Below are 23,367 nucleotides of genomic sequence, written 5' to 3'. Positions count from 1 at the left end.
GGCCATGACGACGCCCCTGTTGCAACTGCGCGGACTGCGCCGCGACTTTCCCGCCGGTGATGACACCATCACCGTGCTCAACGACATCAACCTCGACATCGCTGCCGGCGAGATGGTCGCCATCGTCGGCGCTTCCGGCTCGGGCAAGTCGACTCTGATGAATATCCTCGGCTGCCTGGACAAGCCCAGTGCCGGCAGCTACCTGGTCGCCGGACGCGAGACCGGCAAGCTGGAGCCGGACGAACTGGCGCAATTGCGGCGCGAGCATTTCGGCTTCATCTTCCAGCGCTACCACCTGCTCTCGGACCTGGATGCCACGGCCAACGTGCAAGTACCGGCGGTCTATGCCGGTCAGGAACCGGCCCAGCGCCGCCAGCGCGCCGCGCAACTGCTGGCGCGACTGGGCCTGGCCGAGCGCGGCCACCACAAGCCGGGCCAGCTCTCGGGCGGGCAGCAGCAGCGCGTCTCGATTGCGCGCGCGCTGATGAATGGCGGCGACGTGATCCTGGCCGACGAACCGACCGGCGCGCTGGACAGCCACAGCGGTCACGAGGTGATGAACATCCTCAAGGAACTGCATGCCGAAGGCCACACCATCATCATCGTCACGCATGACATGCAGGTGGCCGGCAATGCCCAGCGCATCATCGAGATCAAGGACGGCGTGATCGTTGCGGATCGCCGCAACCAGGTACCCGCAGCGGCAGCGGTGAGCAGCGCGCACAAGCAGCAAGGCCAGCAGAGCCGACAGGCCAGCGCCTGGCGCGCCGGACTGGATCGCTTCAAGGAAGCGCTGCGCATGTCCTTGCTGGCCATGAATGCGCACCGCCTGCGCAGCTTCCTGACCATGCTGGGCATCATCATCGGCATCGCCTCGGTGGTATCGGTGGTCGCCCTGGGCAGCGGTTCGCGTGCACAGATCCTGTCGGACATCAGCGCCATGGGCACCAATACCATCGACATCTTCCCCGGCACCGATTTCGGCGACATGAAATCAGCCGCCATCCGCACCCTCACGCCCGCAGATGCCGCCGCCCTGGCCGAGCAGAACTACGTCGACAGCGTCACACCCAGCGTGTCCACGGCCTCCTCCGCACGCTATGGCAACATCTCGGTCAGCGCCACCATCAACGGCGTGGGCGAGCAATATTTCCGCGTACGCGGGCTGAAGATGGCGCAGGGCATGAGCTTCGACGACGACGGCATCCGCCGCCAGGCGCAGGAAGTGGTGATCGATGCCAATACCTACAAGAAGCTCTTCCCCAACGGCGGCAATGCACTGGGCGAAGTGATCTTCCTGGGCAGCGTGCCATGCCGCGTGATCGGCGTGACGCAGAAGCGCGAGAACGGCTTCGGCAACAACAGCGCCCTCAATGTCTGGGTGCCCTACACCACCGCCATGACCCGCGTGATCGGCCAGCGTTACCTGAGCGGCATCACCGTGCGGGTCAGCGACAAGGTCCCCAGCGCGGCCGCCGAGCAGGGCATTACGCAACTGATGACGCTGCGCCATCGCACCAAGGACTTCTACATCTTCAACACCGACAGCATCCGCCAGACCATCGAGAAGGCCACCGCCACGCTGACCCTGCTGGTGTCCATGATTGCGCTGATCTCGCTGGTGGTGGGCGGCATTGGCGTGATGAACATCATGCTGGTCTCGGTCACCGAGCGTACCCGCGAGATCGGCGTGCGCATGGCCGTGGGCGCGCGCCAGGGCGACATCATGCAGCAGTTCCTCATCGAAGCGGTGCTGGTCTGCCTGGCCGGCGGACTGCTGGGCGTGCTGGTGGCGCTGTCCTTTGGCGCGGTGTTTGCCCACTTCGTCAGCAGTTTCCACCTGATCTATTCGACTGTCTCCATCGTCAGCGCCTTTGCCTGCTCCACCCTGATCGGCGTGGTGTTCGGTTTCCTGCCGGCGCGCAATGCCGCGCGCCTCAATCCGGTGGACGCCCTCGCCCGCGAATGAAATTGCACGTCATGTCCAAGCTCCCGAATTTCCCTTCACTTTCCCGCCTGACGCTGTTGCTGGCACTGGCCCTGCTGGGCGGCTGCAGCAGCCTGGTGCGCACTCCCTACACCGCACCGGCGACCCGGACCCCTGCGGCCTGGCAACAGGGTGATCCGGCCGCTGGCGTCAACGCCAGCCAGTGGTGGCAAGCCTTCGACGACCAGACCCTCAACGGCCTCATCGATGAGGCCCTGCGCAAGAACAACGACCTGGCGGTGGCGACCATCAAGCTCAGGCGCGCCCAATTGCAGGCCGGGATCGCCAACGATGCCTTCGTCCCGGCCCTCAGCGCCCAGCTCGGCAGCAGTGCCGGCAAAGCGCTCGATGGCAACGGCCAGACCACCCGCGCCAGCCAGAATTCGGTGAGCCTGTCCTATGAAGTCGACCTGTGGGGCCGCCTGGGCGCCAACTACGACGTGGCCCGCTGGGAAGCCCTGGCCACCGAGCAGGACCGCGCCGCCACTGCCCTGGCCCTGGTCGGCACCACCGCCAACCTCTACTGGACCGGTGCCTACCTGAACCAGCGCATCCAGAACGCCGAACAAAGCATCGCCTACGCGCAGAAGACGCTGGACCTGGTCAATACCCAGTACCGTGCCGGTGCGGTGTCATCCCTGGAGGTGCTCACGGCCCGGCAAAACCTGCTGAGCCAGCAATCCAGCTATACCGAACTGGTGCAGCAGCGGGTGGAAAATGACAATGCCCTGGCCATCCTGTTCGACAGTCCGCCCGGCCAGCGTCGCCAACTGCCGCCGGCCCTGCCGGAGCAGCCCTTGCCGTCCCTGGCGGCGGGCCTGCCGGCCGAACTGCTGGGACGACGTCCGGATCTGCGGGCAGCCGAATTGCGACTGCGCGAAGCCCTGGCCAATGTCGACCTGACACGGGCCGGCTTTTATCCGCAGCTGAGCCTGACCGGCTCGCTCGGCACCAGCAGCGATGCCCTGCTGCGTCTGGTGCAGAATCCGGTGGCTTCGCTGGCCGCACAACTGACCCTGCCCTTCCTGCAACAGACCCAGATGAAGCTCAAGGTCGGCGTCTCCCAAGCCGACTACGACAGTGCTCTGACGCAGTTCCGCCAGACCCTGTACGCCGCCTTCAGCGATGTCGAAAACGCCCTGTCGGCGCGCGAGCAATATGCCCGGCAGCAGGCGCTGCAGGCCCGCAACGTCGAGGTGGCACGCGCGGCCGAGCAGCTCTACGCGCTGCGTTACCGGGCCGGCTCGGCCACCTTGCAAGCCTGGCTGGACCAGCAGGACAAGCGCCGCAGCGCCGAGGACACCCTGGCCCAGGTGCGGCTGAACCAGTTGAAGAACCAGATGACGCTATACCAGGCCTTGGGTGGCGATGCCCGCGCGACTCCTCCCCGGTGAAACGCGATGGCCCCAAGCAAAAAGGCGAACCCGCGGGTTCGCCTTTTTGCATTTTCCTTCACTGCGATCGGCCTGCAACGCCGTCGCTGTGAAGGTAACTTCATTATTTGAGGTAATTCAGCAAAGTCAGGCCACTGGTGGTGACGAAGACCTTCTGGGCTGCCGACAGATAGGTCTGCTTGAGCGTGAGGTCGCTGATCAGCTCGCTGGTATCGGAAAGATTGCGGCCCAGCAGGTTGTTGATGGTCTGGGTGTAGTTTTCCTTGTTGACCTCACCGGCCGCATCCAGGTTGTCCAGCTCGTTCTGGCGGGCACCGATGGACGCCTTGACGGTGGAGACACTGCTGGCAATCGAGTCGATCTGGGTATTGAACTTGGCCAGGTTGCGCGACAGCGCTGCCTGGCTGCCCGCCACCGGCGTACGCGCCGCATCGGCAGCATCGGCCTGCAGCTTGAGCGCCGCCGTTTCGGTGAACTTGGCCTGATAGGTCGGATCGTCCGGCTTGAGGGCATCCAGTTCAGATTGTGCCGTCTTGTAGGCGGCAATCGGGGTCTGGCCGGAACCGGACGGATATTCGAAATTGTTGGCAGCGGTCTCGTCGGCAGTGTTGGCCGCTTCGGTCACCGGCACGGACAGCACATTGATCATGTTGGTCATGGTCTTGAAGATATCCTGACCATTGCCCTGAAACACCGTCTGGCCCGAGGCGCTGATATCCATCTGGCGGGTCGAGTCGACCTGCAGCGTCATGGCGCCCTGGTCGCCGTTGTAGACCACGCCGCCGGTGCCGTCCAGGGTGAAGGGCTGGGTGGTGCTCTTGAAACCGGCGAAGATGTAATTGCCCTGGCCGTCCTGGGCATTGGCATAGCCCAGCACTTCGTTGAGGTTGCCCTTGATCTCGGAAGCCATGTTGATGCGCTCGGCATTCGAATACGAGGCATTGCCTGCAGTGATGACATTGGACTTGAGCTTGGTCAGCATGTTGGTCAGGCTGTCCAGGGTCCCCTGCACGGTCGACAGGGCGCTGTTGGCGTTCTGGCGATTGGTCTTGTACTGGTCGTTCAGGGCCGAGGTCTGGGTCATGTCCAGGGCGCGGGCGGCGGCCACCGGATCATCCGAGGGCAGCAAGACCTTCTGCTGCGCCGTCACCTGCTGGGTCAGCTTCAGGATCTGGCCCTGCATGCTGGTCAGGTCATTGTTGCTCGACTGATAGAGCATCTGGGTGCTGATACGCATGGTCATCTTCCTTTAGCTGATTAGCTGCCCAGGGTGAGCAGGACATTGATCATGTCGCTGGCGGCCTGGATGATCTTGGCCGCAGCCTGGTACTGCTGCTGGTTGCGGATCATGTTGGCCAGTTCCTCGTCCTGGTTGACACCGGACTCGGACTGCTGCTGGGTCTGGATCGCCGTCAGGCGCGATTTCTCGGCCGTATTGGTGACGTTGATCTCGTTGGTCTTGTTGCCGATGGTGGCCACCAGCTGCGAGTAGGAACCCTGGAAGCTGGTGCCATTGATGGTGTTGGCCGTCTGCAGGTTGGCCATGGCCAGCGCATTGCGATTGTCCGACGCCGCATTGGTGTTGGCCGAGATGGTGAACTGGTCGCCATTGGAGGGCTGGCCGGAGATCTGGAACTTCACACCGCTGATCTCGTAGGTATCGCCGGCCTTGTACGGGATGTTGGTATCACCCGCATTGATCGTGGTGGTCGTGCCATCCAGATGGGTAATGGTGCCTGTACCTGGCGCTGCCGGCGACATGACGAACACCGGGGGCGTGGCCGTGCTGTCGTAGCTCAGCGTGGTGGGCTTGGTCAGCGGCGTGGTCGTGGTCAGGTAGTCCGCCGTCACCGAACCGGTACTGATGGTCGCCGTGCCCTTGTTGGCCGCCACCGGGGCAAAATTGAACGTGTCACCGGTGCTGGGCGTACCGGTCAGCGTATAGGTCACGCCGCCGCTGCTGATGGTCATGCCCGGCGTGTAATTGAACGCGGCCCCGCCCGTGGCCGTACCGGTGGTCCCGTCCGGGTTGGTATAGGTCACGTCCGGCGCGGGCGTATTGTTGGTCCAGGTGGCGGCCAGCTGGAGCTGGTTCGGCGTCACCGTGGTATCGAGCGTAGTGCTGAACGATACCGACGAACCCTGCTTGAACGAGCTCGGATCCAGCGAGGTGTTGGAAATGATCGCGTTGCCGGTGTTGCTGGCGCCGGTACTGGCGTTGACGTTGTTGGTCGCGTTGATCGAGGTCGAGATCGGCGCGGCCGTGGCCAGCAGTTGGGTATTGCTCAGCAGCAGCGAGAAGGCCGCGGCACCGTTGGCCGTCGGCTGGATCTTGTAGATATTGCCGCTGGCCATGGTCGGCGCGCCCGCCGGAGAGCCACCGTCGGAGTAGGTCACGCCGTCGAGCGTGACCGGGAAGTCGCCGGCGGCCTTGACGGTCTTGGTGTTGTCCGACAGACGCGTAAAGGTGTAGTTGGTGCCGTCGTAGGTCAGCGTGTAGTCACTCGTGCTCAGCGCCGAGGGGTCGCTGATGGTCGTCGTCAGGTTGGTGGTGCCGGTATTGGTCGGATAGCCGATCAGGTTGGGCGAACTGACGTTGAACATGTCGGTGCCCGCGTTACCGTTCTGGTCCAGCCCCAGCTTTTGCTGTTCATTGAACGCGGTCCCCATGGCGATGGCGATGCGGCCCAGGGCGTTCTGGGTCGGATCCAGGGTTTCCGTACGGTACTTCAGCAGGCCACCCAGACTGCCACCGTCATAGAAGAAGCTGTCGGGAATGGTCGCCGTGCCGCCACCGGGCAGCACCTGGCCGACCTGCAGACGAGAGACATCGGTGGGCGAATTGGTCACCGCCAGCTGGGTCACCTGGTCACCGGTCACCAGCGACTGGCCGGTGCCGATGAACACGCTCACCGCCCCGGTATCCTGCGGCACCGTGGTGATCTTGACGTACTTGTTGAGCTCCGCCACCAACTGGTCGCGCTGATCCAGCAGATCGTTGGGCTGCTGCCCGCCGCCGGTCCCCACGGCATTGACGATGGCCTGGTTCAACTGGGCGAGCTGTTGCGCGTAGGAATTGATGGTGGTCACCGTCGAGGTGATCTGACTGTTGACGCTGGCGCTGCTCTGGGCGAGCTGGTCGTTGATGCTGGACACGCGCGCCACCAGGGTCGACGCCTGCGACAGCACCGACTGGCGCGAGGCCTGGGTATTCGGGTTGGAGGCCAGATTCTGCACGGCCGCAAAGAAATCCTGCAGGGCCGGCGACAGACCGGCCTTGGTGTCGGCCACCGTGTTGTTGATCTGCGAGATCTCCGAGTAATACGAATCCAGCGAGCTCGCCGAGCTCTGCGAGGCCAGTGCCTGCTTGGTCAGGAAATCGTTGTAGATGCGCTTGATCTGGGTGACCTGGGCACCCTGGCCGACGAAGCCGTAGCCATAGTTGATGCCGCCGGCCGAGCTTTGCACGACTTCCTGGCGGTTGTAGCCGGGAGTGGTGGCGTTGGAGATGTTGTGGCTGGTGGTGGCCTGCGCCGCCATGGCCGCCTGCAACGCGCTTTGCCCGATACTGAAGATGTTAGTTGCCATGCTAGGTTGTCGTCCCTGAAAGCTTTTAGCGGAATAACCAAGTCAACGGCAGGATTGACCAAAACTTTAGCGGCTCCGGCCCGAATTTGTTTCCGGTCGGAACCGATGAGCTTGCCGCGCGATCATGCCCTGCGGCGGCGCGGGATCAGGCCGACAGTGAGGTACGGATGATGCGCGAGAGCTTTTCCGCATAGTGCGGATCGGTGGCATAACCGGCGCGCTGCAGACCGTAGGCGAAACCGTGGGCATCCTGGGCGCTGGCCAGGACCTTCTCGTAGCGCGGATTGCTGCGCAGCAAGTTGGCGTAATCCTTGAAGGCATCCGCATAGGAATCATAGGCGCGGAATTTTTCCACGCGCTTCTGCGGCTTGCCGTTGATGTATTCGATGGTGGTGGCCTCAACCACCTTGCCGGTCCAGTTGCCGGTCGCCTTGATACCGAACAGGTTGTGGGCGGAACGACCGTCGCGGGTGACGATTTCCTTCTTGCCCCAGCCGGTTTCCAGCGCCGCCTGCGCCAGCATGAACTTGGCCGGGATGCCGGTCATCTTGCTGGCCAGTTCGGCATCGGCCTGCAAACGGTTCTGGAAGGCTTCCACATGGGCCGGCTTGTTGGAACTGCGGCGCTGCTTGTTGCGACCGTCCTGGTCGGTGCTTTCGGCGGCCTGCTGGCTGGCGAAGCTCTGGATGAACTTGGCGCGGTCGGCATCGCTCATGTCCTTGACCAGCGGGATGCCCATCGGCAGGCCATCATCGCCCGGTGTGGAATTGCCGTCCAGGTCCTGAGCATCAGGCAGCTTCTTGGGCAGCGAGGCCGAGAGCTGGCGCGTGAGCACATCGGCCAGCCCGACCCCGCGCTGGGCCAGGCTCTGGCTCAGTTGCTGGTCCAGCATGGAGGTAAACATCTTGGTCTGCTCGTTGTCGAACGGCCCGTTCTGCGGCGTGGCATCCCGCATGCTCTTCATCACCATGTTCAGGAACATGGCCTCGAACTGCTTGGCGGCACCCTTGATGGATTCCGGTGAATTCTGCTTGGCCGCCTCGCGCAGGCCATTCAGCCCATTCGCATCGACGGCAAGACTCTCGGTCGGATTGGATGGGTTGATCTTGTTGAGCATGGATGACCTTGGTGGAAAGCGTTGGATGTTGGATCGGCCTGCAGCGTCAGATCACTTCGAGTTCGGCGCGCAAGGAACCGGCCGCCTTCATTGCCTGCAGGATCGCCAGCAAGTCCTGGGGCGTGGCGCCGATGGCATTGAGCGCCTTGACCACATCCGACAGCGAAGCACCGCCCTTCAACAGCATGACCTTGCCCGGCTCCTTGTTGATGGAGACCTGGGCATTCTGCACCCCCGCCGTCTGGCCACCGGCCAGGGCATTGGGCTGGCTGACCGCATTGTCGGCCTGGATCACTACCGACAGGTTGCCGTGCGAGACCGCGCAGGTCTCCAGCATCACGCTCTGGTTCATCACCACCGAGCCGGTACGGGCATTCAAGATCACCTTGGCCGCCAGCTTGCCGGGGGTGACATCCACGTTTTCCAGGGCACCGAGGAAGGCTACCCGGTCGCCACTGGAAATGGGCGCGCGCACGCGGATCACACGGCCATCCTGAGCCACGGCGGTATCGCTGCCGAAACGCTTGTTGAGCGCATCGACCACCCGGCTGGCAGTCGAGAAATCATAGTCATTGAGCTCCAGCACGACTGCGTCGCCGCCGCCGAGCGAACTGGGCACGGCCCGTTCCACGGTCGCTCCGCCGGAAATGCGGCCGGCCGACAGCTGGTTGACGATGGTGCTGCTGCCGGCAGCCGAACCGCCCGCACCGCCGATGACGATGTTGCCCTGGGCGATGGCGTAGATCTGGCCGTCAGCACCCTTCAGGGGGGCCATCAGCAGCGTGCCGCCACGCAGGCTCTTGGCATTGCCGATGGAGGACACCGTCACGTCGATCAACTGGCCCGGCTGGGCGAAGGCTGGCAAGGTGGCCGTGACCATGGCGGCAGCCACGTTCTTCAACTGCATGTTGCTGCTGGTGCCGGAGGGCACGTTCACGCCCAGCTGCTGCAGCATGCTGATGACGCTCTGCACCGTAAACGGCGTCTGCGTGGTCTGGTCGCCACTGCCATCCAGACCCACGACCAGGCCATAACCGACCAGCTGGTTCTGGCGCACGCCCTGGATGCTGGCCAGGTCCTTGAGACGCTCGGCATGGGCCGGCATGGCCGCTGCCAGGCACAGCGCTGCGACGGCTGCCGCCGAAAGCAGCTTGCTGCCCATCCTGATCATGTCCATGGCGAAAAATCCTTTCCGGGTCATTGCACTACTCCACATCAGAAAGGAGAAACGCTGAAGAAGAATCGGCCCAGCGAAGACATGAAGTCAGCCATGTCCACGCGGGTGTTGGTACGGTATTCGACTTTCGCATCCGCCACCAGCGTGGAGGAAACGGTGTTGCCGGTCTGGATGTTGTCGGGGCTGACGGTGCCGGAGAAGCGCACGTATTCCACGCCCTTGTCCAGTGACACCTGCTTTTCGCCCGAGACCACCAGGTTGCCGTTGGGCAGCACCTCCACCACCGTCACGCCGATGGTACCGGTGAAGGTGTTGCTGGAGGTCGTGGCGCCCTTGTCATCGAACTTGGAGGAGGAACTGCCGGAGGCCGACAATTCCTTGATCGAGGTGCCGAAGATGGTCGGTGCGGGCGAGGCCACTTCGCCGGTCTTGCTGGCCGAACTCGCGGCGGACTTGGCGGCACTGGTCTTCTCGTTGATGATGATGGTGAGCGTGTCACCGACCAAACGCGCGCGACGGTCTTCCAGCAAGGGGCGATAGACCGCCGACTGGAAAATCGCACCCGAGGTCGGCGGCGCGTAGGACGCCGGCTGCGGACGCGCCGTCTTGGGACCTGTCACGATACTGTCGGGAACGGTGGTGCAAGCACTCACGCTCAACACGCCCGCCATGGTGACCAATTTCAGCATGCTCTTCATCTCTGCCTCGTCCTTCTTCTGCTACCGACTACCTTGTTCAACATCCACCGCGCGAAGCCTTACAGCTGCGAAAGCTTGGCCAGCATCTGGTCGGACGTGGTGATGGCCTTGCTGTTGATTTCATAGGCGCGCTGTGTCTGGATCATGTTGACCAGCTCTTCCACCACGTTCACGTTGGAAGTTTCCACGTAACCCTGCCACAGGGCACCGGCACCGTTGGTCCCCGGGGTGTTCGGGTTGGGTGTACCGGAAGCGGCGGTTTCGACGTACAGGTTCTCGCCACGGCTTTCCAGGCCAGCCGGGTTGATGAAGGTGGCGACCTGGATGGTACCGATCTGCGTGGTAGCGGTGGAACCGGCCTGCATGATCGAGACGGTACCGTCACGGCCCACGGTCAGCTTGGTGGTGTTGAGCGGAATGGTGATCGGCGGCTGCAGGGTGTAGCCGCTGGAGGTCACCATCTGGCCCTGGCTGTCGGTCTGGAAGGAGCCATCGCGGGTGTAGGCGGTGGTGCCGTCGGGCAGCAGGATCTGGAAGAAGCCATTGCCCTGGATCGCCAGGTCCTTGTCATTGTTGGTCTGGTTGACGTTGCCCTGGGTGAAGATGCGCTCGGTGGCCACCGGACGCACGCCGGTACCGATCTGCAGGCCCGAGGGCAATTGCGTCTGCTGCGAAGACTGGGCACCGGGCTGGCGCACGGTCTGGTACAGCAGATCTTCGAAGACGGCGCGTGAGCGCTTGAAACCATTGGTGCTGACGTTGGCCAGGTTGTTGGAAATCACGTCCAGCTGCGTCTGTTGCGCATCCAGGCCGGTCTTGGAAATCCACAGGGAACGAATCATTTGTTTCTCCGGTAATCAGCGCTTGCGCTGCGGGTACATCATTGAGGTCAAGTGCGTGACCAGCATCAGGACAGCGTCAGGATCGAGGTCGCCTTGGTCGCATCGCTCTCGGCGGTCTGGATCACTTTCATGTTCATTTCGAACTGGCGCGACAGGTTGATCATGTTGACCATCGCTTCCACCACGTTCACGTTGCTGCCCTCCAGCGCACCGCTGGCCAGGCGCACGTTGGCGTCGGGCTGGGCGGCACCGGTGATGGTGCGAAACAGGCCGTCATCACCACGCTGGAGATTCTTGTCGTCCGGATTGACCAGCTTGATACGACCCAGCACGTTGACCGCATTGGGAATGCCGTTGGTCGGGATCGAGGACACCGTGCCGTCGGCAGCAATGGCCACGGTGGTATCCGGCGGAATCGTGATCGGACCGGCGTCGCCCTGCACGGACTGGCCGTTCTGGGTCTGCAGGATGCCGTTCTCGTTGATCTTGAAGCTGCCGTTGCGGGTGTAGGCTTCGCCACCGTCAGCGGTCTGCACCGCGATCCAGCCACGGCCCTGCACTGCCACATCCAGAGCACGGCCAGTATCCTGAATCGGCCCCTGGGAAAAATCGTTGCCGGCCGTGGAATCCACCACGAAGGCGCGCGTGGGCAGGCCCGGGCCCACCACCGGCGCCGAACGGAAGGTATTCAATTGGGCGCGAAAACCCGTGGTCGTGGCATTGGCCAGGTTGTTGCTGGCGCTGGCTTGCTGCTCAAGCGTGTGCTTGGCACCCGACATCGCTGTATAGATCAGACGATCCATATCACCCCTTAGTAATGGCGTCCATCCCTGGCGCCATCGGTTCAAACCGGCCACCGACGACGCCGGCAGCCTTGAAGCAGGCGCGCCGCACGGCGCGCCGGGCACATCCTGTGAAACTTATCAGCGCAGGCTGACCAGGGTCTGCAGCACGGTGTCCTGCACCTTGATGGTCTGCGAGTTGGCCTGGTAGACGCGCTGGGCCACGATCATGTTGACCAGCTCGGCGGTCAGGTCGACGTTGGAGTCTTCCACCGCACGCGCCTGCAGAGTGCCGAAGGTACCGGTGGTCGGCTTGCCCACCAGCGCGCTGCCGGCTGCGCCGGTAGCCTGGTACAGGTTGTTGCCCAGCGGCTGCAGGCCGTTCGGGTTGGCGAAGTTCACCAGCACCACGGTACCCAGGTTCTTGGTCTGCTGATTGCTGTAGGAGCCGACGATGGAACCGTCCTTGTCGATCGAGAAACTGGACAGGGTGCCGGGCGGCATGCCGTTCTGGCTCTGCGCCAGGTTCACGAAGGCCGAACCGGTCTGGGTCGAGCCGGTATAGCTGAGCGAGATGGCGCTGGCAAAGTTGCCGCCGCCGGCAGCCACATCGGAGTTCGCGCCGGTCGCGGTGAGGTCGATGCTCATCGTGCCGCCGCTGATGAGCGCACCGGTGGAATCGAATGTCATCGTGCCCAGGGACAGCGGGACCGAACCGCCGCTGGTGGTCACCAGGGTCTTGTCACCCACCTTGGCGTAGACGTCCCAGCTGGTGGTGGGCGGCGTCACGGTGGTGTCCGGGTCGTGCTTGACGTAGTAGGTCTGGACGCTGTACGGATTACCCAGGCTGTCGTAGATGGTCACGCCCGTGGAATTGTTGTAGGTCGTCGGATCGGCCGCATTGAACGGCGTGGTGGTCGGCGTATCGAGGCGCGAATCCAGGTTCACCTTGGTGGTGATGGAAGTCGTCGTGGTGGCCGGAATGGCCGAGGTATCGATCTGCAGCGCAACCGGGTCCCCTCCCGAAGTACCGGCCGCCCAGCCCATCAGGTAAGCGCCGTTCATGCTGGGATTGACGATGTAGCCATTCTTGTCCAGCTGAAACTGGCCGTTGCGACCGTACATCGGCGACAGGTCGGTCAGCGACGGAGCCACCTGGAAGAAGCCATCGCCATTGATGGCGATATCCAGCGGATTGTTGGACGAACTGATGTTGCCCTGGGTGAACTGTTGTGCCACGTTGGCCACGGTCACGCCGATGCCCACCGGCGAATTGCCGGAACGGTTCATCGAATTGGCATACATATCGGCAAACTGCGTCTGCGACTGCTTGAAACCCACCGTGCTGGCGTTGGCCACGTTATTACCGATGACGTCCAGGCTCTTGGCTGCGCCATTCAGTCCGCTCAGACCTTGTTGAAAACTCATGAGATATCCCCTTGTTCCGAATGTTGTCGGTAATGACGATTAAAGAATTTGCACGACGTCGGTCGGCTTGATGGTGCCGATGTTGGAGACGTTGAGCTTGACGCCGTCCGACGCAGTCGAGACGCTTGATACGGTGCCGAAGGACAAGGTCGAGGCACTCACCGCCGTACCGTTGTTGGAGGCGCTGACCGTGAAGGTGTAGTTGCCGTCGGCCACCTTGCCGCCGGTGTTGTTGGTGCCATCCCAGATCACCGGCACCACGCCGGCTGCCTGGGTACCGAGATCGGTGGTATGCACCACGGCGCCGGTGGAATCCTTGATGGTCACCACCACCGAGGAAGCGGTACCGGAGAGGTTCACGCCGAAGACGGCCTTCTGGCTGGTGACATCATTGCCGCTGCTGTCCTTGGTGGTATCGGAGGTCAGCTGGATGCTGTTGCCCGGGGCCAGCACGCTGTGACCGATCATGTTGGCCGTGGACAGTGCCTGCGAGGAATTGAGATTGCCCATCAGCGTGGACAGCGAGTTGTTCAACTGGCTGATACCCGAGACGGTCGAGAGCTGCGCCATCTGGGTGGTGAGCTGCGAGTTGTCCATCGGGTTGCTGGGATCCTGGTTCTTCATCTGCGCGATCAGCAGCGTCAGGAAGCGATTCTGGATCGCGTCCGGGCTGTTGTCGTCCAGACTGGAAGAGCTGGTGGTGGTGGACGAGCTGCTGCTCGTACCATTCATTGCGGTGAGCAGGTCACTGGAGACGATTGCCATGATTCAGGTCCTGGTTATTGGCCGATGGTAAGGGTCTTGACGAGCATGGCCTTGGCCGTGTTCATCGTTTCCACATTGGTCTGGTAAGAGCGCGAAGCCGAGATCATGTTGACCATTTCCTCGACCGGATTGACGTTGGGCATGGCCACGTAGCCATTGCCATCGGCCATGGGATGCTTGGGGTCATAGACCAGCTTGGGCGGGGCCTGGTCCTCGACCACGGCCGCGACCTTCACGCCGCTGTCCTTGACCCCGCCCACGGGAATGGCTTCGAACACCACCTGCTTGGCCTTGTAGGGCGTACCGTCGGGGCTGGTGGCACTGTCGGCGTTGGCGATGTTGCTGGCCGTGGCATTGAGCCGCTGGGCCTGGGCGCTCATGGCCGAGCCGGCCACGTTGAAGATGTTGGAAAGAGACATGGTTTATCAACCCGGTTGGATGGCGTTCAACATGGCCTTGATCTGGCCGTTCACGGCAGTGACGCCGGCTTCGTAGCGAAGGCCGTTGTCGACGAATTCATTGCGTTCCACGTCCAGATCGACCGTGTTGCCGTCCACGCTGCCCTGGGCCGGCGTACGGTACTGCAAGGGCGAACCGCCGATGCTGCCCGGACCATTGTCGGGCGCGGTACCGGCCACGTGGGCCGCGGCAGTGCGCTCCAGCTGCAGGGGCGGCAGGGTGGTGCTCTTGCTGTCCAGCGCATTCTTGAGCGCATCGGCAAAGTTGACGTCACGCGCCTTGTAGTTGGGCGTGTCCGCATTGGCGATGTTGGACGCCAGCACTTGCTGGCGCTGGGCCCGCAGGTTCAGCGCCATCTCGTTGAAACGGAAAAAATCGTCGAGCTTAGAGACCATCGGGTCCTCCGGAAATACCGTCGCTGCGCCGCTCTCGCCTGCCCTTGCCTGGCCGCTTGCGGACTGCGCCGATGATGGAATTACGTAGGCTTGATCATACGTTCGGTCCCCGGACTCTAAGGGGCGATAAAGAGAGAAAAGCCTCCCCTGTTTGCGCTTTTGACCTCGCGCGCGCGAAGTAACATCACTGCCAAGATTCGCCTACGCCCTGCCGGCAAGTTGCACAACATGAAACACCTGAACCACCCCTTGCGCGCCCTGCGCCGCACCTTCGCCGCCCTCGCCCTGCTGGCAGCCGGCCTGGGGACGCTTGCACCTGCCCACGCCCAGAGCAGCCCCAACAGCACCAACACGGCCAATATTTCCGCTACGCCCAATACTGCGCAAAAGCAGGACTTATCAGCCTTGCAACAAGTGGCGGAAGAATTCCTGAAAGGCCAGACCTCGGGCCTGCCCGGCAGCGTCACGGTCACCATCGATCCGGTCGATACACGCCTCACGCTGGCGGCCTGCCTGGAACCGCAAGCCTTCATGCCCAATGGCGGCCGCCTGTTCGGCCGCACCACGGTCGGCGTCAAGTGCGTGGCGCCCTCCCCCTGGACCATTTACCTGCGCGCCAACGTCCAGGTGATCTCGGATTACCTGGTCGCCGCCGTACCGCTGGCCCAGGGCCAGACCATCAGCGCCAGTGACGTCACCCGCATCCATGGTGACATGTCGACCCTGCCCAGCGGGGTCGTCACCGAAGAATCGCAAGTGATCGGCCGGGTGGCCAACATGTCTCTGCGCGCCGGCACGCCCCTGCGCCTGGATGCCATCCGCAACCAGCGCGTGGTGCAGCAGGGCCAGGCGGTGCGGGTGGTTTCGACGGGACCGGGTTTCCAGATCTCCACCGAAGCACGCGCCCTGACCAATGCCAACGAAGGCCAGATGGCCCAGGCCCGCACGGCAACCGGCCAGGTCGTCAGCGGCATTGCCAAGGCCGGCGGGATCCTGGAAATCAATTATTGAGCCGGCCAGGCCGGTTTCTTTATTGATATGAAGCAATTTCCCGGAGAACAATGCCCAGGCGGAACGCAGCGGATCGCCCTGGCAGGAATGTGAAGAAAAGTACCCGAAATGCGCTGATTTCAGGTGCGGGAATGTTAAAGTTTGCCCAGAACTGGTCGATAATCCATACGACAGGCGGGTGCGCTGCGCCCCCACCCTACAAGGAATACTGCCGTGAACGTTAACGACGCCCTCAAATCCGCTGCCCTCAACACCGAGCAGACGCAGACGCAAGCCCGCACCACCGCCCAGGGCGGCGCTGCCGCCGGCAACAGCGCGGCTGCCACCGCCGCCACCTCGGACAGCGTGCGCCTGTCCAGCACCTACCAGGCGCTGGAAACCAAGGGCGACAGCAAGAGCAGCAGCTTTGACGCCAAGAAAGTGGCCGAGATCAAGGCCGCCATTGCCAATGGCACCTTCCAGATCGATCCCGAGAAGGTCGCCAATGGCCTGATCGATACCGTCAAGACCCTCATCAGCGCCCGCCCGGCCTGATCACCTTTCGTTTTTGCAGAGGATCTTTCGCATGAATCCGGCCAGCAAACTGTCCCAGGAACACGCTGCCATGTCGCGCCTGGTGGAAAAACTGACCCAGGAACAGGCTCTGCTGGCCGAAGCCACTGCGGAAGGGCTGACCGACATCATTTCCGAAAAAGCTGCCATCGTTGCTGAAATGTCCACCCTGGCTGGCAACCGTCATGCCTTGCTGGGTACGCTGGGCTACAGCGCAGATGAAGCCGGCATGCAGAAGTGGATGAATGAACAGGCCAGCGAGGCCGACCGCGATCTCTGGGCCGGCCTCTTCGAACTGGCCCAGGATGCCAAGGAACTGAACCGCGTCAATGGCCTGCTGATCGGCAAGAAGCTCTCCATCAACCAGAGCGCACTCACGATTCTGCAAGGCAAGACCGGCACTGGCAATTTCTATGGCCCCGACGGTCAGAACAGCATCAAATCCTCGGGCCGTCGACTGGGTGTGGTGTAGCGCTTCCCGCTCAGGCGCGGTACCAGCAAAAAGCCCGGCATGGCCGGGCTTTGTCGTTAACGTGTCTGCAAATGAGGCATCGGCAAATACGGCATGCTGCTCATTGTCGTACTGCGGACTCAGGCCACCCCGCTCCAGGAATGCTCGCGCAGATAGGAACGCATGCGCGAAATCGCCTGGCTGTGCAGCTGGCATACGCGCGATTCGGAGACACCCATGACCGCACCGATTTCCTTGAGGTTCATTTCCTGCTCGTAGTACAGCGCCATGAGGAGCTGCTCACGCTCGGGCAGGGCCTTGATGGAATCCACCACTGCTTCACGGAAACCACCGTTGATCAGGGTCTGCAGCGGATCATCCTCACCCTCGCCGGTCTGATAGCGGTCCAGGAAGTGCTCATGACCGCCCTCGTCGTCGTGAAAGTCCTCGTAATAAATCAGTTGATGGCCACCACAGTCGGTCAGCAGGGCCTGGTAATCACTCAGACTGATCTTCATGTGCTGCGCCACTTCCGCCTCCTGCGGCTGGCGGCCCAGTTGCTGCAGCAGGGTCTGCATGGCCTCTTCCACCTTGCGCGCATTCTGGCGGATGCTGCGCGGCAGCCAGTCGCTGCTGCGCAGTTCGTCGAGCATGGCGCCACGGATACGCTGCACGGCATAGGTCTCAAACTGCGCGCCATGGGTTTCCTCATAGCGGTTGACGGCGTCGAGCAGGCCCATCATGCCGGCCTGGATCAGGTCGTCCACCTCTACGCTGGGGGGCAGCTTGGCCTTGAGCTGATGCGCCAGCTTCCTGACCAGCGGCGCATGCTGCTCCAGCACATCGTTCTTGCCCTTTTTTCCCTTGACGTTATACATGCACGTCACACTCCCAGGCTGGCACCGTCGGTGGCCATGCGGTAGCTGCTGCCGGTCGCGTCCGGGGTCGCCGTAAAGCGCTTGGAGAGGCGCTGGAACGCCAGCGCCGCCCCGGCGAAGGGAAACACGTCCATCACCGCCCGGCCCTGCCCGGTGGCCCGGCGGATATGGTCATCGGCCGGAATCGACCCCATGAAATTCAATTGCGCCGCCAGGTAGCGGCTGGCAGCCTGGGCCATGTTGGCATAGACGGTGCGGGCTTCGGCTTCGGTGGCATCGTTGACGATGAGACTGAAGGGACGGCGACCGATACGGTCGCTCAGGCTCTTCAGGAGCACATAGGCCGATTTGATCGACGAGGCCGTGGTCGAGACCTGGATCACGATCTCGCCCATTTCCATGGTCGGCACCGGCAGCGACAGGTCGCGCGCCAGCACGCCATTGACCAGGGTGATCTCGGCCTGGCCAATCAGGCTGTCGAAGATCTCGGCCAGCCGTCCTGCGTGCGGGTCGGTGGCCGAAGGAACGCTGCGGCGGGCGATGCGCGCCATCGAAAATCCTTCCGGCAGCAGACGGGTAGCCTCGATCAAGGGACGCTCCATGCGCGCCACCTCCTGCAGCGTGGCCACGTCATGGCGCAAACCGATGCGCGTCAACAGTCCGGTACTGGCCACGTCGCCATCCACGACCAGCACACTGTGCTTGGCCTGGGACAGCGAGGCCGCCAGGTTGATGAGCATGGCGCTCTTCTCTTCCTCGCCGAGGACGGAGAAGAAGGTAAACAGTCGCGGCACCGGCCTTTCCAGCATCCGGCGCAGTCCTGCTGCCTGGTCGATGTCGTAACTAGCCAAAGCTCACCTCGCGCAGGCCCTTGTCATTCATCGACATCGCGGTCGGCCCGATCACGCCCGGCAACTCGCCCTCCTGGAACTCGAAGGGCGCGGTTTCGCGCTTCTGCTTGAAGGCGCGGTCGGCCAGATACAGCTTGTTGGCCACGTGCAGGTCTTCCGGCACGCGCTGGCCATTGGCCACGTAATGCAGGTTGAGCTTGTGGCGGATCACCACATCGAGCACATTGCCGATGGTGGCGGCTTCATCGAGTTTGGTGATGATGCAGCCGGCCAGACCGGAGCTGGAATAGGCATGCACTACTTCGTTGAGGGTCCCGCCGGTGGCGGTGGCGTTCAGGCACAGCAGGCGCTTGATGTCCACGCCGGCACCGGCCAGCATGGCGTCCTGCTCGGCCACCATCTGATCGCGCTGGCCCACGCCGGCGGTGTCGATCAGCACGGTGTGCTTGCCTTTCAACTCTTCCAGAGCGATGCGCAGGTCGGTCTCATCCTTGACCGAGTGGACCATCACGCCCAGGATCTTGCCGTAGATGCGCAGTTGTTCGTAACCGCCGATGCGGTAGCCGTCGGTGGTGATCAGGGCCAGCTTGCCGGAGCCGTGGCGCATCACGCAGCGCGCCGCCAGCTTGGCGGTGGTGGTGGTCTTGCCCACGCCGGTGGGGCCGACCAGGGCGAAGACGCCGCCGTTTTCGAGCAGCTCGTTTTCGTTGGCCAGGGTGTTGAGATTGCGTGCCAGCACCGACTTGACCCAGAACATGATGTCCTGCGACTTCGAGTTGGCGGGCAGGTTTTCGGTAATCAGACGCGACAGGCTGGCCGAAAAACCGGCCGCCAGCATTTCCTTGAGGACCACACCCTTGAGCGGGTCGCGTTTTTGCGTACCGCCCCAGGAAATCTCGGCCAACTGGGTTTCCAGTACGCCGCGCATGGAGCGGATTTCACTCATGACCTCGGACAGGATTTCGTCATAGTCCTTGCCATCGAATTCGGGCAGCGCCGAGCGCGGGCGCATATCCTGCTCGCCGGACTCCTGCGCCTGCTGCGCCGAGGTCGCTGCCCGGCCGCCAGCGGCCTGCTCGGCGCGGCGGCTGCGCCAGACGCGGGCGTCGCTGGCCGATGCAGGTTCTGCCGCGCGCGCCGGGGTACGCGCCTGGGCGGGCTGATCCAGTAGTGGCGCGTTCTCGGGGCGTGCTGCGCGAGTGGGCTGCTGCGCCACCGGGGAGGACAGCAGGGCCGGACGCCGCGGCTGCTGGGCGCTGGGCAAGCCCGACTGCTGCTGCAGCGAAGCCGCCTGGGCACGTCCATTCGGATCGCGTGCGCCGGTCGGCGCCACCAGGGTGGTCATGTCCTCGTTGGCCATGGCCAGGATCTCCACCCCGTCAGGAATGTTGCGGTTGGAGAGAATGACGGCATCCGGACCAAGCGCCTCGCGAACCTGGCGCCAGGCCTCGCGAGAAGAATTGGCGATAAATTTCTTGACGTTCATGCTTGCCCTCCAACTAGGCTGGTAACTTTAATCGTTTTCGACTCGGGGACTTCAGCGTGCGACAGCACGCGCAACTGCGGCATGGCGCGGCGCAAGAAGCGCGCCAGCAAGGTCCGCAGCGGTGCGCCGACCAGCAGCACCGGCGCCAGGCCCATCTGTTCCTGGCGTTGCGCGGCCATCTCGGTCTGCTGTACCAGCGAATCGGCCAGGCCCGGCTCGATACCGCCGGTCTCGCCGCTGGCTTGCAGTGCCTGCATGAGCAGGCGTTCGAGCTTGGAATCGAGGGCCATGACGGCCAGCTCGTTCTCGCCCGGGAAAATCTGTTGCACGATGGCCCGGCCCAAGGCAATCCGGACAATCGCCGTGAGGTCGGTCGGGTCCTGAATGCGGGCGGCATGCTCGGCCAATGTTTCGATGATAGTGCGCATATCGCGGATATGCACCCCTTCCAGCAAGAGGTTTTGCAAGACCTTCTGCAGGGTGCCCAGCGGCAGCATCTTGGGCACCAGGTCTTCCACCAGCTTGGGGGCTTCCTTGGCCAGGTGGTCCAGCAGGCTCTGCACTTCCTGGCGGCCCAGCAGCTCGGCGGCATGGGTGGTGATGAGGTGATTGAGGTGGGTCGCTACCACGGTGCCGGCATCGACCACGGTATAACCCATGGTGGAAGCCTGTTCGCGCAGGCCGCTGTCGATCCACACGGCCGGCAGGCCGAAGGCCGGGTCCGAGGTCATCATGCCCGGCAGCGGACCGGTCACCATGCCGGGATTGATGGCCAGGTACTGGCCGGCATGCGCCTCGCCATTGCCCACTTCCACGCCCTTCAAGGTGATGCGATAGGCCGAGGGTTTCAGTTCCAGGTTGTCGCGGATATGAATCGGCGGCGACAGGAAACCGACCTCCTGGGCGAACTTCTTGCGGATACCCTTGATGCGCTTGAGCAGTTCCCCGCCCTGCCCCTTGTCCACCAGCGGAATGAGGCGATAACCCACTTCCAGGCCCAGGGTATCGACCGGCATCACGTCGTTCCAGGTGGCCTCCTCGGCCTCGGAGGGCGCGGCGGCCGAAGCCGCTGCCTGGGGCGCCGACGCAGCAGCCTCGGTCTTGGCCTTTTCGGTACGCTTGCCGATGGCATAAGCGCCGCCCGCCATGGCCGCCGCCAGCAGCAGGAAGGCAATGTGCGGCATGCCCGGGATCATGCCCATGCCGCCGATGATGATGGCGGTGATGTAGAGCACCTCCGGCTTGGCGAAGAGCTGATTGATCAGCTGTCCGCCCACGTCCTGATCGTTGGCCACGCGCGAGACCACCACACCGGCGGCCGTCGAGATGATCAGCGAGGGAATCTGCGCCACCAGGCCGTCACCGATGGCCAGCAACGTGTAGTTCTTCAGGGCTGCATCGAAGGCCAGGTCATGCTGCACCATGCCCACCACCAGGCCGCCGACGATGTTGACCACGGTCACGATGATGCCGGCGATGGCGTCACCGCGCACATACTTGGAGGCACCGTCCATGGCGCCGTAGAACTCGGACTCCTGCGCCACTTCCTTGCGGCGGGCGCGCGCCTCGGGCTCACCGATGAGGCCGGCGTTGAGGTCGGCGTCGATGGCCATCTGCTTGCCGGGCATGGCGTCCAGGGTGAAGCGTGCGCCCACTTCGGCGATACGACCGGCACCCTTGGTCACCACCATGAAGTTGATGATGGTCAGGATCACGAACACCACGATACCGACGGTGTAATTGCCACCGATGAGGAAGTGACCGAAGGCCTCGATCACCTTGCCGGCCGCATCCGGGCCGGTATGTCCTTCGGTGAGCACGATACGGGTGGAGGCCACGTTGAGCGAAAGGCGCAGCATGGTCGACACCAGCAGCACCGCCGGGAAGGCGATGAAGTCCAGTGGCTTGACGGTGTAGAGCGCAGTCATCAGCACGATCACCGACAGCGAGATGTTGAAGCTGAACAGCAGATCCAGCATGAAGGCCGGCAAGGGCAGCACCATCATCGCCAGCATCATGATGATGAGGATGGGCGCCGCCAGCGCCCGACCATTCTTGATCGGGACCCAGGCCGGGATTTTCATGGTGTTGAGTTTGGTTGCCATTGTTACCGTCTGTTTCTATTCTTGGGTCCGCGCGGTTTCTTGGGCGCGGTCGCCGGATCGAGCTCTCTGGGCACGGCCAGATCGGTCGGTTCGACCGGACGATTGCCGCCGAACTGCCCATAGGTACGCAGCTGGAACACATAGGCCAGCACTTCTGCCACGGCGGTGTAGAGCGCCTCGGGGATCTCGTCGCCGATCTCGGTATGGGTGTGCAGCGCACGCGCCAGGGGCGGCGCTTCCAGCAGCGGAACCTTGTGCTCGCGGGCCAGCTCGCGGATCTTGGCGGCGATGTCATCGGCACCTTTGGCCACGACCTTGGGCGCGCCCATCTTGCCTTCGGCGTACTTCAGCGCCACCGCATAATGGGTCGGGTTGGTGACCACCACGTCGGCAGTGGGCACTTCAGCCATCATGCGGCGACGGGCCATGGCGCGCTGCATCGCGCGGATCTTGCCCTTGATGTGCGGGTCGCCTTCGGATTCCTTGTGCTCCTGCTTGACCTCTTCGCGCGTCATGCGCAGCTTGCGACCGTAATTCCAGATCTGGTAAGGCACATCCAGCACGGCGATGAGGATCAGCGCCGAGACCATGGTGATGAAGCTGAACCACAGCAACTGCGCCGAATGCGCGCCGGCGGTCTTGAGCGACTCCACCCCCAGCCCCAGCACGGCATCGAGCTGGCTGCGAATGGCCATCCAGGCCACGATTCCCACCAAGAGAGTCTTGAGCACGGCCTTGCCCAGTTCCACCAGCGAATTGACCGAAAACATGTTGGACAGGCCGCTGATGGGGTTGAGCTTGCTGAATTTGGGCGCCAGCGACTCGACATTGAACAGCCAGCCCCCCAGCATCAGCGGGGCCGCGATGGTCGCCAGCACCATCATGAAGGCGATGGGAATGAGCGCGATGGCCACATCCAGCAGGTGCGCGGCGAGCATGTCGAACATCACCACCGGATCGAAAGCGGCCGCCCGCTCAAAACTCATGGTCGCCACCAGCACGCGATCCAGGCTGGTGACCACCGAACCACTGAAGAGCCAGACACAGCTGCCACCAACCAGCAGCATCAAGGTCGTGGCCAATTCGCGCGAACGCGGGACATCCCCCTGCTCACGGGCACGCTCAATGCGTTTGCCCGTGGCGGGTTCGGTCCGCTCCATGTCGCTGTCTTCGGCCATCCGCCGTATCCCCCTGCTAAACCGCTTTTCCTCCAGCACTGCACGCGCTGGACGGATTTCTAGAACAATAGGCTAGGATTATTGGCGAGCAAGCGCCCCGAGCATCAGGGGAATAAGGGCGAAAAGCTGCCCCATTTCGGACTAGGCAAAAACCCAAGGGTCTGCCTGCGACAAAACGCTGCGTATCGGTTCAACAATAGATGAAGAAAGTCAAGCCGGACGG

Annotated in this window: 21 protein-coding genes; 5 read left to right on the top strand and 16 right to left on the bottom strand. The window is 63.1% G+C overall.

Annotated elements, in window-relative coordinates; all coding sequences use genetic code 11:
- The first annotated feature begins 4 nt into the window (after nt 1-4).
- Together HWE01_RS08260 and HWE01_RS08255 are read left to right on the top strand one after the other, a co-directional pair.
- The gene (locus HWE01_RS08260) at nt 5-1,969 is read left to right on the top strand and encodes a MacB family efflux pump subunit (protein WP_241821524.1); all 1,965 of its coding nucleotides are present in this window, start codon (nt 5-7) and stop codon (nt 1,967-1,969) included.
- An 11-nt stretch (nt 1,970-1,980) separates the two neighbouring features.
- Entirely contained in the window at nt 1,981-3,381 is a 1,401-nt protein-coding gene (locus tag HWE01_RS08255) for an efflux transporter outer membrane subunit (RefSeq protein ID WP_241821523.1), read from the top strand.
- A gap of 103 nt (nt 3,382-3,484) precedes the next feature.
- On the opposite strand, the gene flgL is transcribed toward HWE01_RS08255, so the two are convergent.
- The 11 genes from flgL to flgB all read right to left on the bottom strand — a co-directional run bounded on the left by flgL (nt 3,485) and on the right by flgB (nt 14,632).
- On the bottom strand, nt 3,485-4,618 hold the full coding sequence (flgL, locus tag HWE01_RS08250; protein ID WP_008328160.1) for a flagellar hook-associated protein FlgL: 1,134 nt from the start codon (nt 4,616-4,618) through the stop codon (nt 3,485-3,487).
- A gap of 20 nt (nt 4,619-4,638) precedes the next feature.
- Nucleotides 4,639-6,969: a flagellar hook-associated protein FlgK gene (gene flgK / locus HWE01_RS08245; RefSeq protein WP_008328156.1), complete on the bottom strand. Its 2,331-nt coding sequence runs from the start codon at nt 6,967-6,969 to the stop codon at nt 4,639-4,641.
- Between the two features lie 145 nt (nt 6,970-7,114).
- The gene (gene flgJ, locus HWE01_RS08240; protein WP_008328154.1) at nt 7,115-8,086 is read right to left on the bottom strand and encodes a flagellar assembly peptidoglycan hydrolase FlgJ; all 972 of its coding nucleotides are present in this window, start codon (nt 8,084-8,086) and stop codon (nt 7,115-7,117) included.
- 46 nt (nt 8,087-8,132) lie between these two features.
- Entirely contained in the window at nt 8,133-9,263 is a 1,131-nt protein-coding gene (locus HWE01_RS08235; RefSeq protein WP_008328152.1) for a flagellar basal body P-ring protein FlgI, read from the bottom strand.
- A gap of 38 nt (nt 9,264-9,301) precedes the next feature.
- Nucleotides 9,302-9,961, bottom strand: a complete 660-nt coding sequence (locus HWE01_RS08230) for a flagellar basal body L-ring protein FlgH (RefSeq protein WP_175342439.1) — start codon at nt 9,959-9,961, stop codon at nt 9,302-9,304.
- Between the two features lie 59 nt (nt 9,962-10,020).
- A complete protein-coding gene (gene flgG / locus HWE01_RS08225) occupies nt 10,021-10,803 on the bottom strand; it encodes a flagellar basal-body rod protein FlgG (RefSeq protein WP_008328148.1) in 783 nt (260 codons plus the stop codon).
- Between the two features lie 65 nt (nt 10,804-10,868).
- Nucleotides 10,869-11,606: a flagellar basal-body rod protein FlgF gene (flgF, locus tag HWE01_RS08220; protein ID WP_008328146.1), complete on the bottom strand. Its 738-nt coding sequence runs from the start codon at nt 11,604-11,606 to the stop codon at nt 10,869-10,871.
- A gap of 120 nt (nt 11,607-11,726) precedes the next feature.
- Entirely contained in the window at nt 11,727-13,013 is a 1,287-nt protein-coding gene (gene flgE, locus HWE01_RS08215) for a flagellar hook protein FlgE (RefSeq protein ID WP_008328143.1), read from the bottom strand.
- A gap of 39 nt (nt 13,014-13,052) precedes the next feature.
- Nucleotides 13,053-13,778, bottom strand: a complete 726-nt coding sequence (locus HWE01_RS08210; RefSeq protein WP_008328141.1) for a flagellar hook assembly protein FlgD — start codon at nt 13,776-13,778, stop codon at nt 13,053-13,055.
- 14 nt (nt 13,779-13,792) lie between these two features.
- Nucleotides 13,793-14,197 carry a flagellar basal body rod protein FlgC gene (gene flgC, locus HWE01_RS08205; RefSeq protein WP_008328139.1) on the bottom strand — a complete coding sequence of 135 codons (405 nt, stop codon included), beginning with the start codon at nt 14,195-14,197 and terminating at the stop codon, nt 13,793-13,795.
- A gap of 6 nt (nt 14,198-14,203) precedes the next feature.
- Nucleotides 14,204-14,632 carry a flagellar basal body rod protein FlgB gene (gene flgB, locus HWE01_RS08200; RefSeq protein WP_008328136.1) on the bottom strand — a complete coding sequence of 143 codons (429 nt, stop codon included), beginning with the start codon at nt 14,630-14,632 and terminating at the stop codon, nt 14,204-14,206.
- 228 nt (nt 14,633-14,860) lie between these two features.
- Between flgB and flgA the strand changes: the two genes are divergently transcribed.
- The 3 genes from flgA (at nt 14,861) to HWE01_RS08185 (ending at nt 16,667) form a co-directional block, all read left to right on the top strand.
- A complete protein-coding gene (gene flgA / locus HWE01_RS08195) occupies nt 14,861-15,643 on the top strand; it encodes a flagellar basal body P-ring formation chaperone FlgA (protein ID WP_241821522.1) in 783 nt (260 codons plus the stop codon).
- A 213-nt stretch (nt 15,644-15,856) separates the two neighbouring features.
- A complete protein-coding gene (gene flgM, locus HWE01_RS08190) occupies nt 15,857-16,177 on the top strand; it encodes a flagellar biosynthesis anti-sigma factor FlgM (RefSeq protein ID WP_241821521.1) in 321 nt (106 codons plus the stop codon).
- 31 nt (nt 16,178-16,208) lie between these two features.
- Nucleotides 16,209-16,667, top strand: coding sequence for a flagella synthesis protein FlgN (locus tag HWE01_RS08185; RefSeq protein WP_175342436.1), 459 nt, complete (start codon nt 16,209-16,211; stop codon nt 16,665-16,667).
- Between the two features lie 119 nt (nt 16,668-16,786).
- On the opposite strand, the gene HWE01_RS08180 is transcribed toward HWE01_RS08185, so the two are convergent.
- Genes HWE01_RS08180 through flhB form a run of 5 tightly spaced genes read right to left on the bottom strand, consistent with a single transcriptional unit; the run spans nt 16,787 to nt 23,144 of the window.
- A complete protein-coding gene (locus tag HWE01_RS08180; RefSeq protein ID WP_008328132.1) occupies nt 16,787-17,524 on the bottom strand; it encodes an RNA polymerase sigma factor FliA in 738 nt (245 codons plus the stop codon).
- Between the two features lie 5 nt (nt 17,525-17,529).
- Nucleotides 17,530-18,333, bottom strand: a complete 804-nt coding sequence (locus HWE01_RS08175) for a MinD/ParA family ATP-binding protein (protein WP_008328129.1) — start codon at nt 18,331-18,333, stop codon at nt 17,530-17,532.
- A 34-nt stretch (nt 18,334-18,367) separates the two neighbouring features.
- Nucleotides 18,368-19,861 (bottom strand): flagellar biosynthesis GTPase FlhF, encoded by a 1,494-nt coding sequence (gene flhF, locus HWE01_RS08170; protein ID WP_008328127.1) that lies wholly within the window; start codon nt 19,859-19,861, stop codon nt 18,368-18,370.
- The gene (gene flhA, locus HWE01_RS08165; RefSeq protein ID WP_008328124.1) at nt 19,858-21,966 is read right to left on the bottom strand and encodes a flagellar biosynthesis protein FlhA; all 2,109 of its coding nucleotides are present in this window, start codon (nt 21,964-21,966) and stop codon (nt 19,858-19,860) included. Before flhA ends, flhF begins: the two co-directional genes overlap by 4 nt.
- 2 nt (nt 21,967-21,968) lie before the next feature.
- Nucleotides 21,969-23,144, bottom strand: coding sequence for a flagellar biosynthesis protein FlhB (flhB, locus tag HWE01_RS08160; RefSeq protein ID WP_008328122.1), 1,176 nt, complete (start codon nt 23,142-23,144; stop codon nt 21,969-21,971).
- Nucleotides 23,145-23,367 lie beyond the last annotated feature (223 nt).

It is taken from the genome of Herbaspirillum sp. C7C8, from assembly GCF_022627875.1.
Lineage (GTDB): Bacteria > Pseudomonadota > Gammaproteobacteria > Burkholderiales > Burkholderiaceae_D > Herbaspirillum.
The sequence above is the reverse complement of the archived record's forward strand: the minus strand, read 5'-3'. Positions and strand labels throughout refer to the sequence as shown.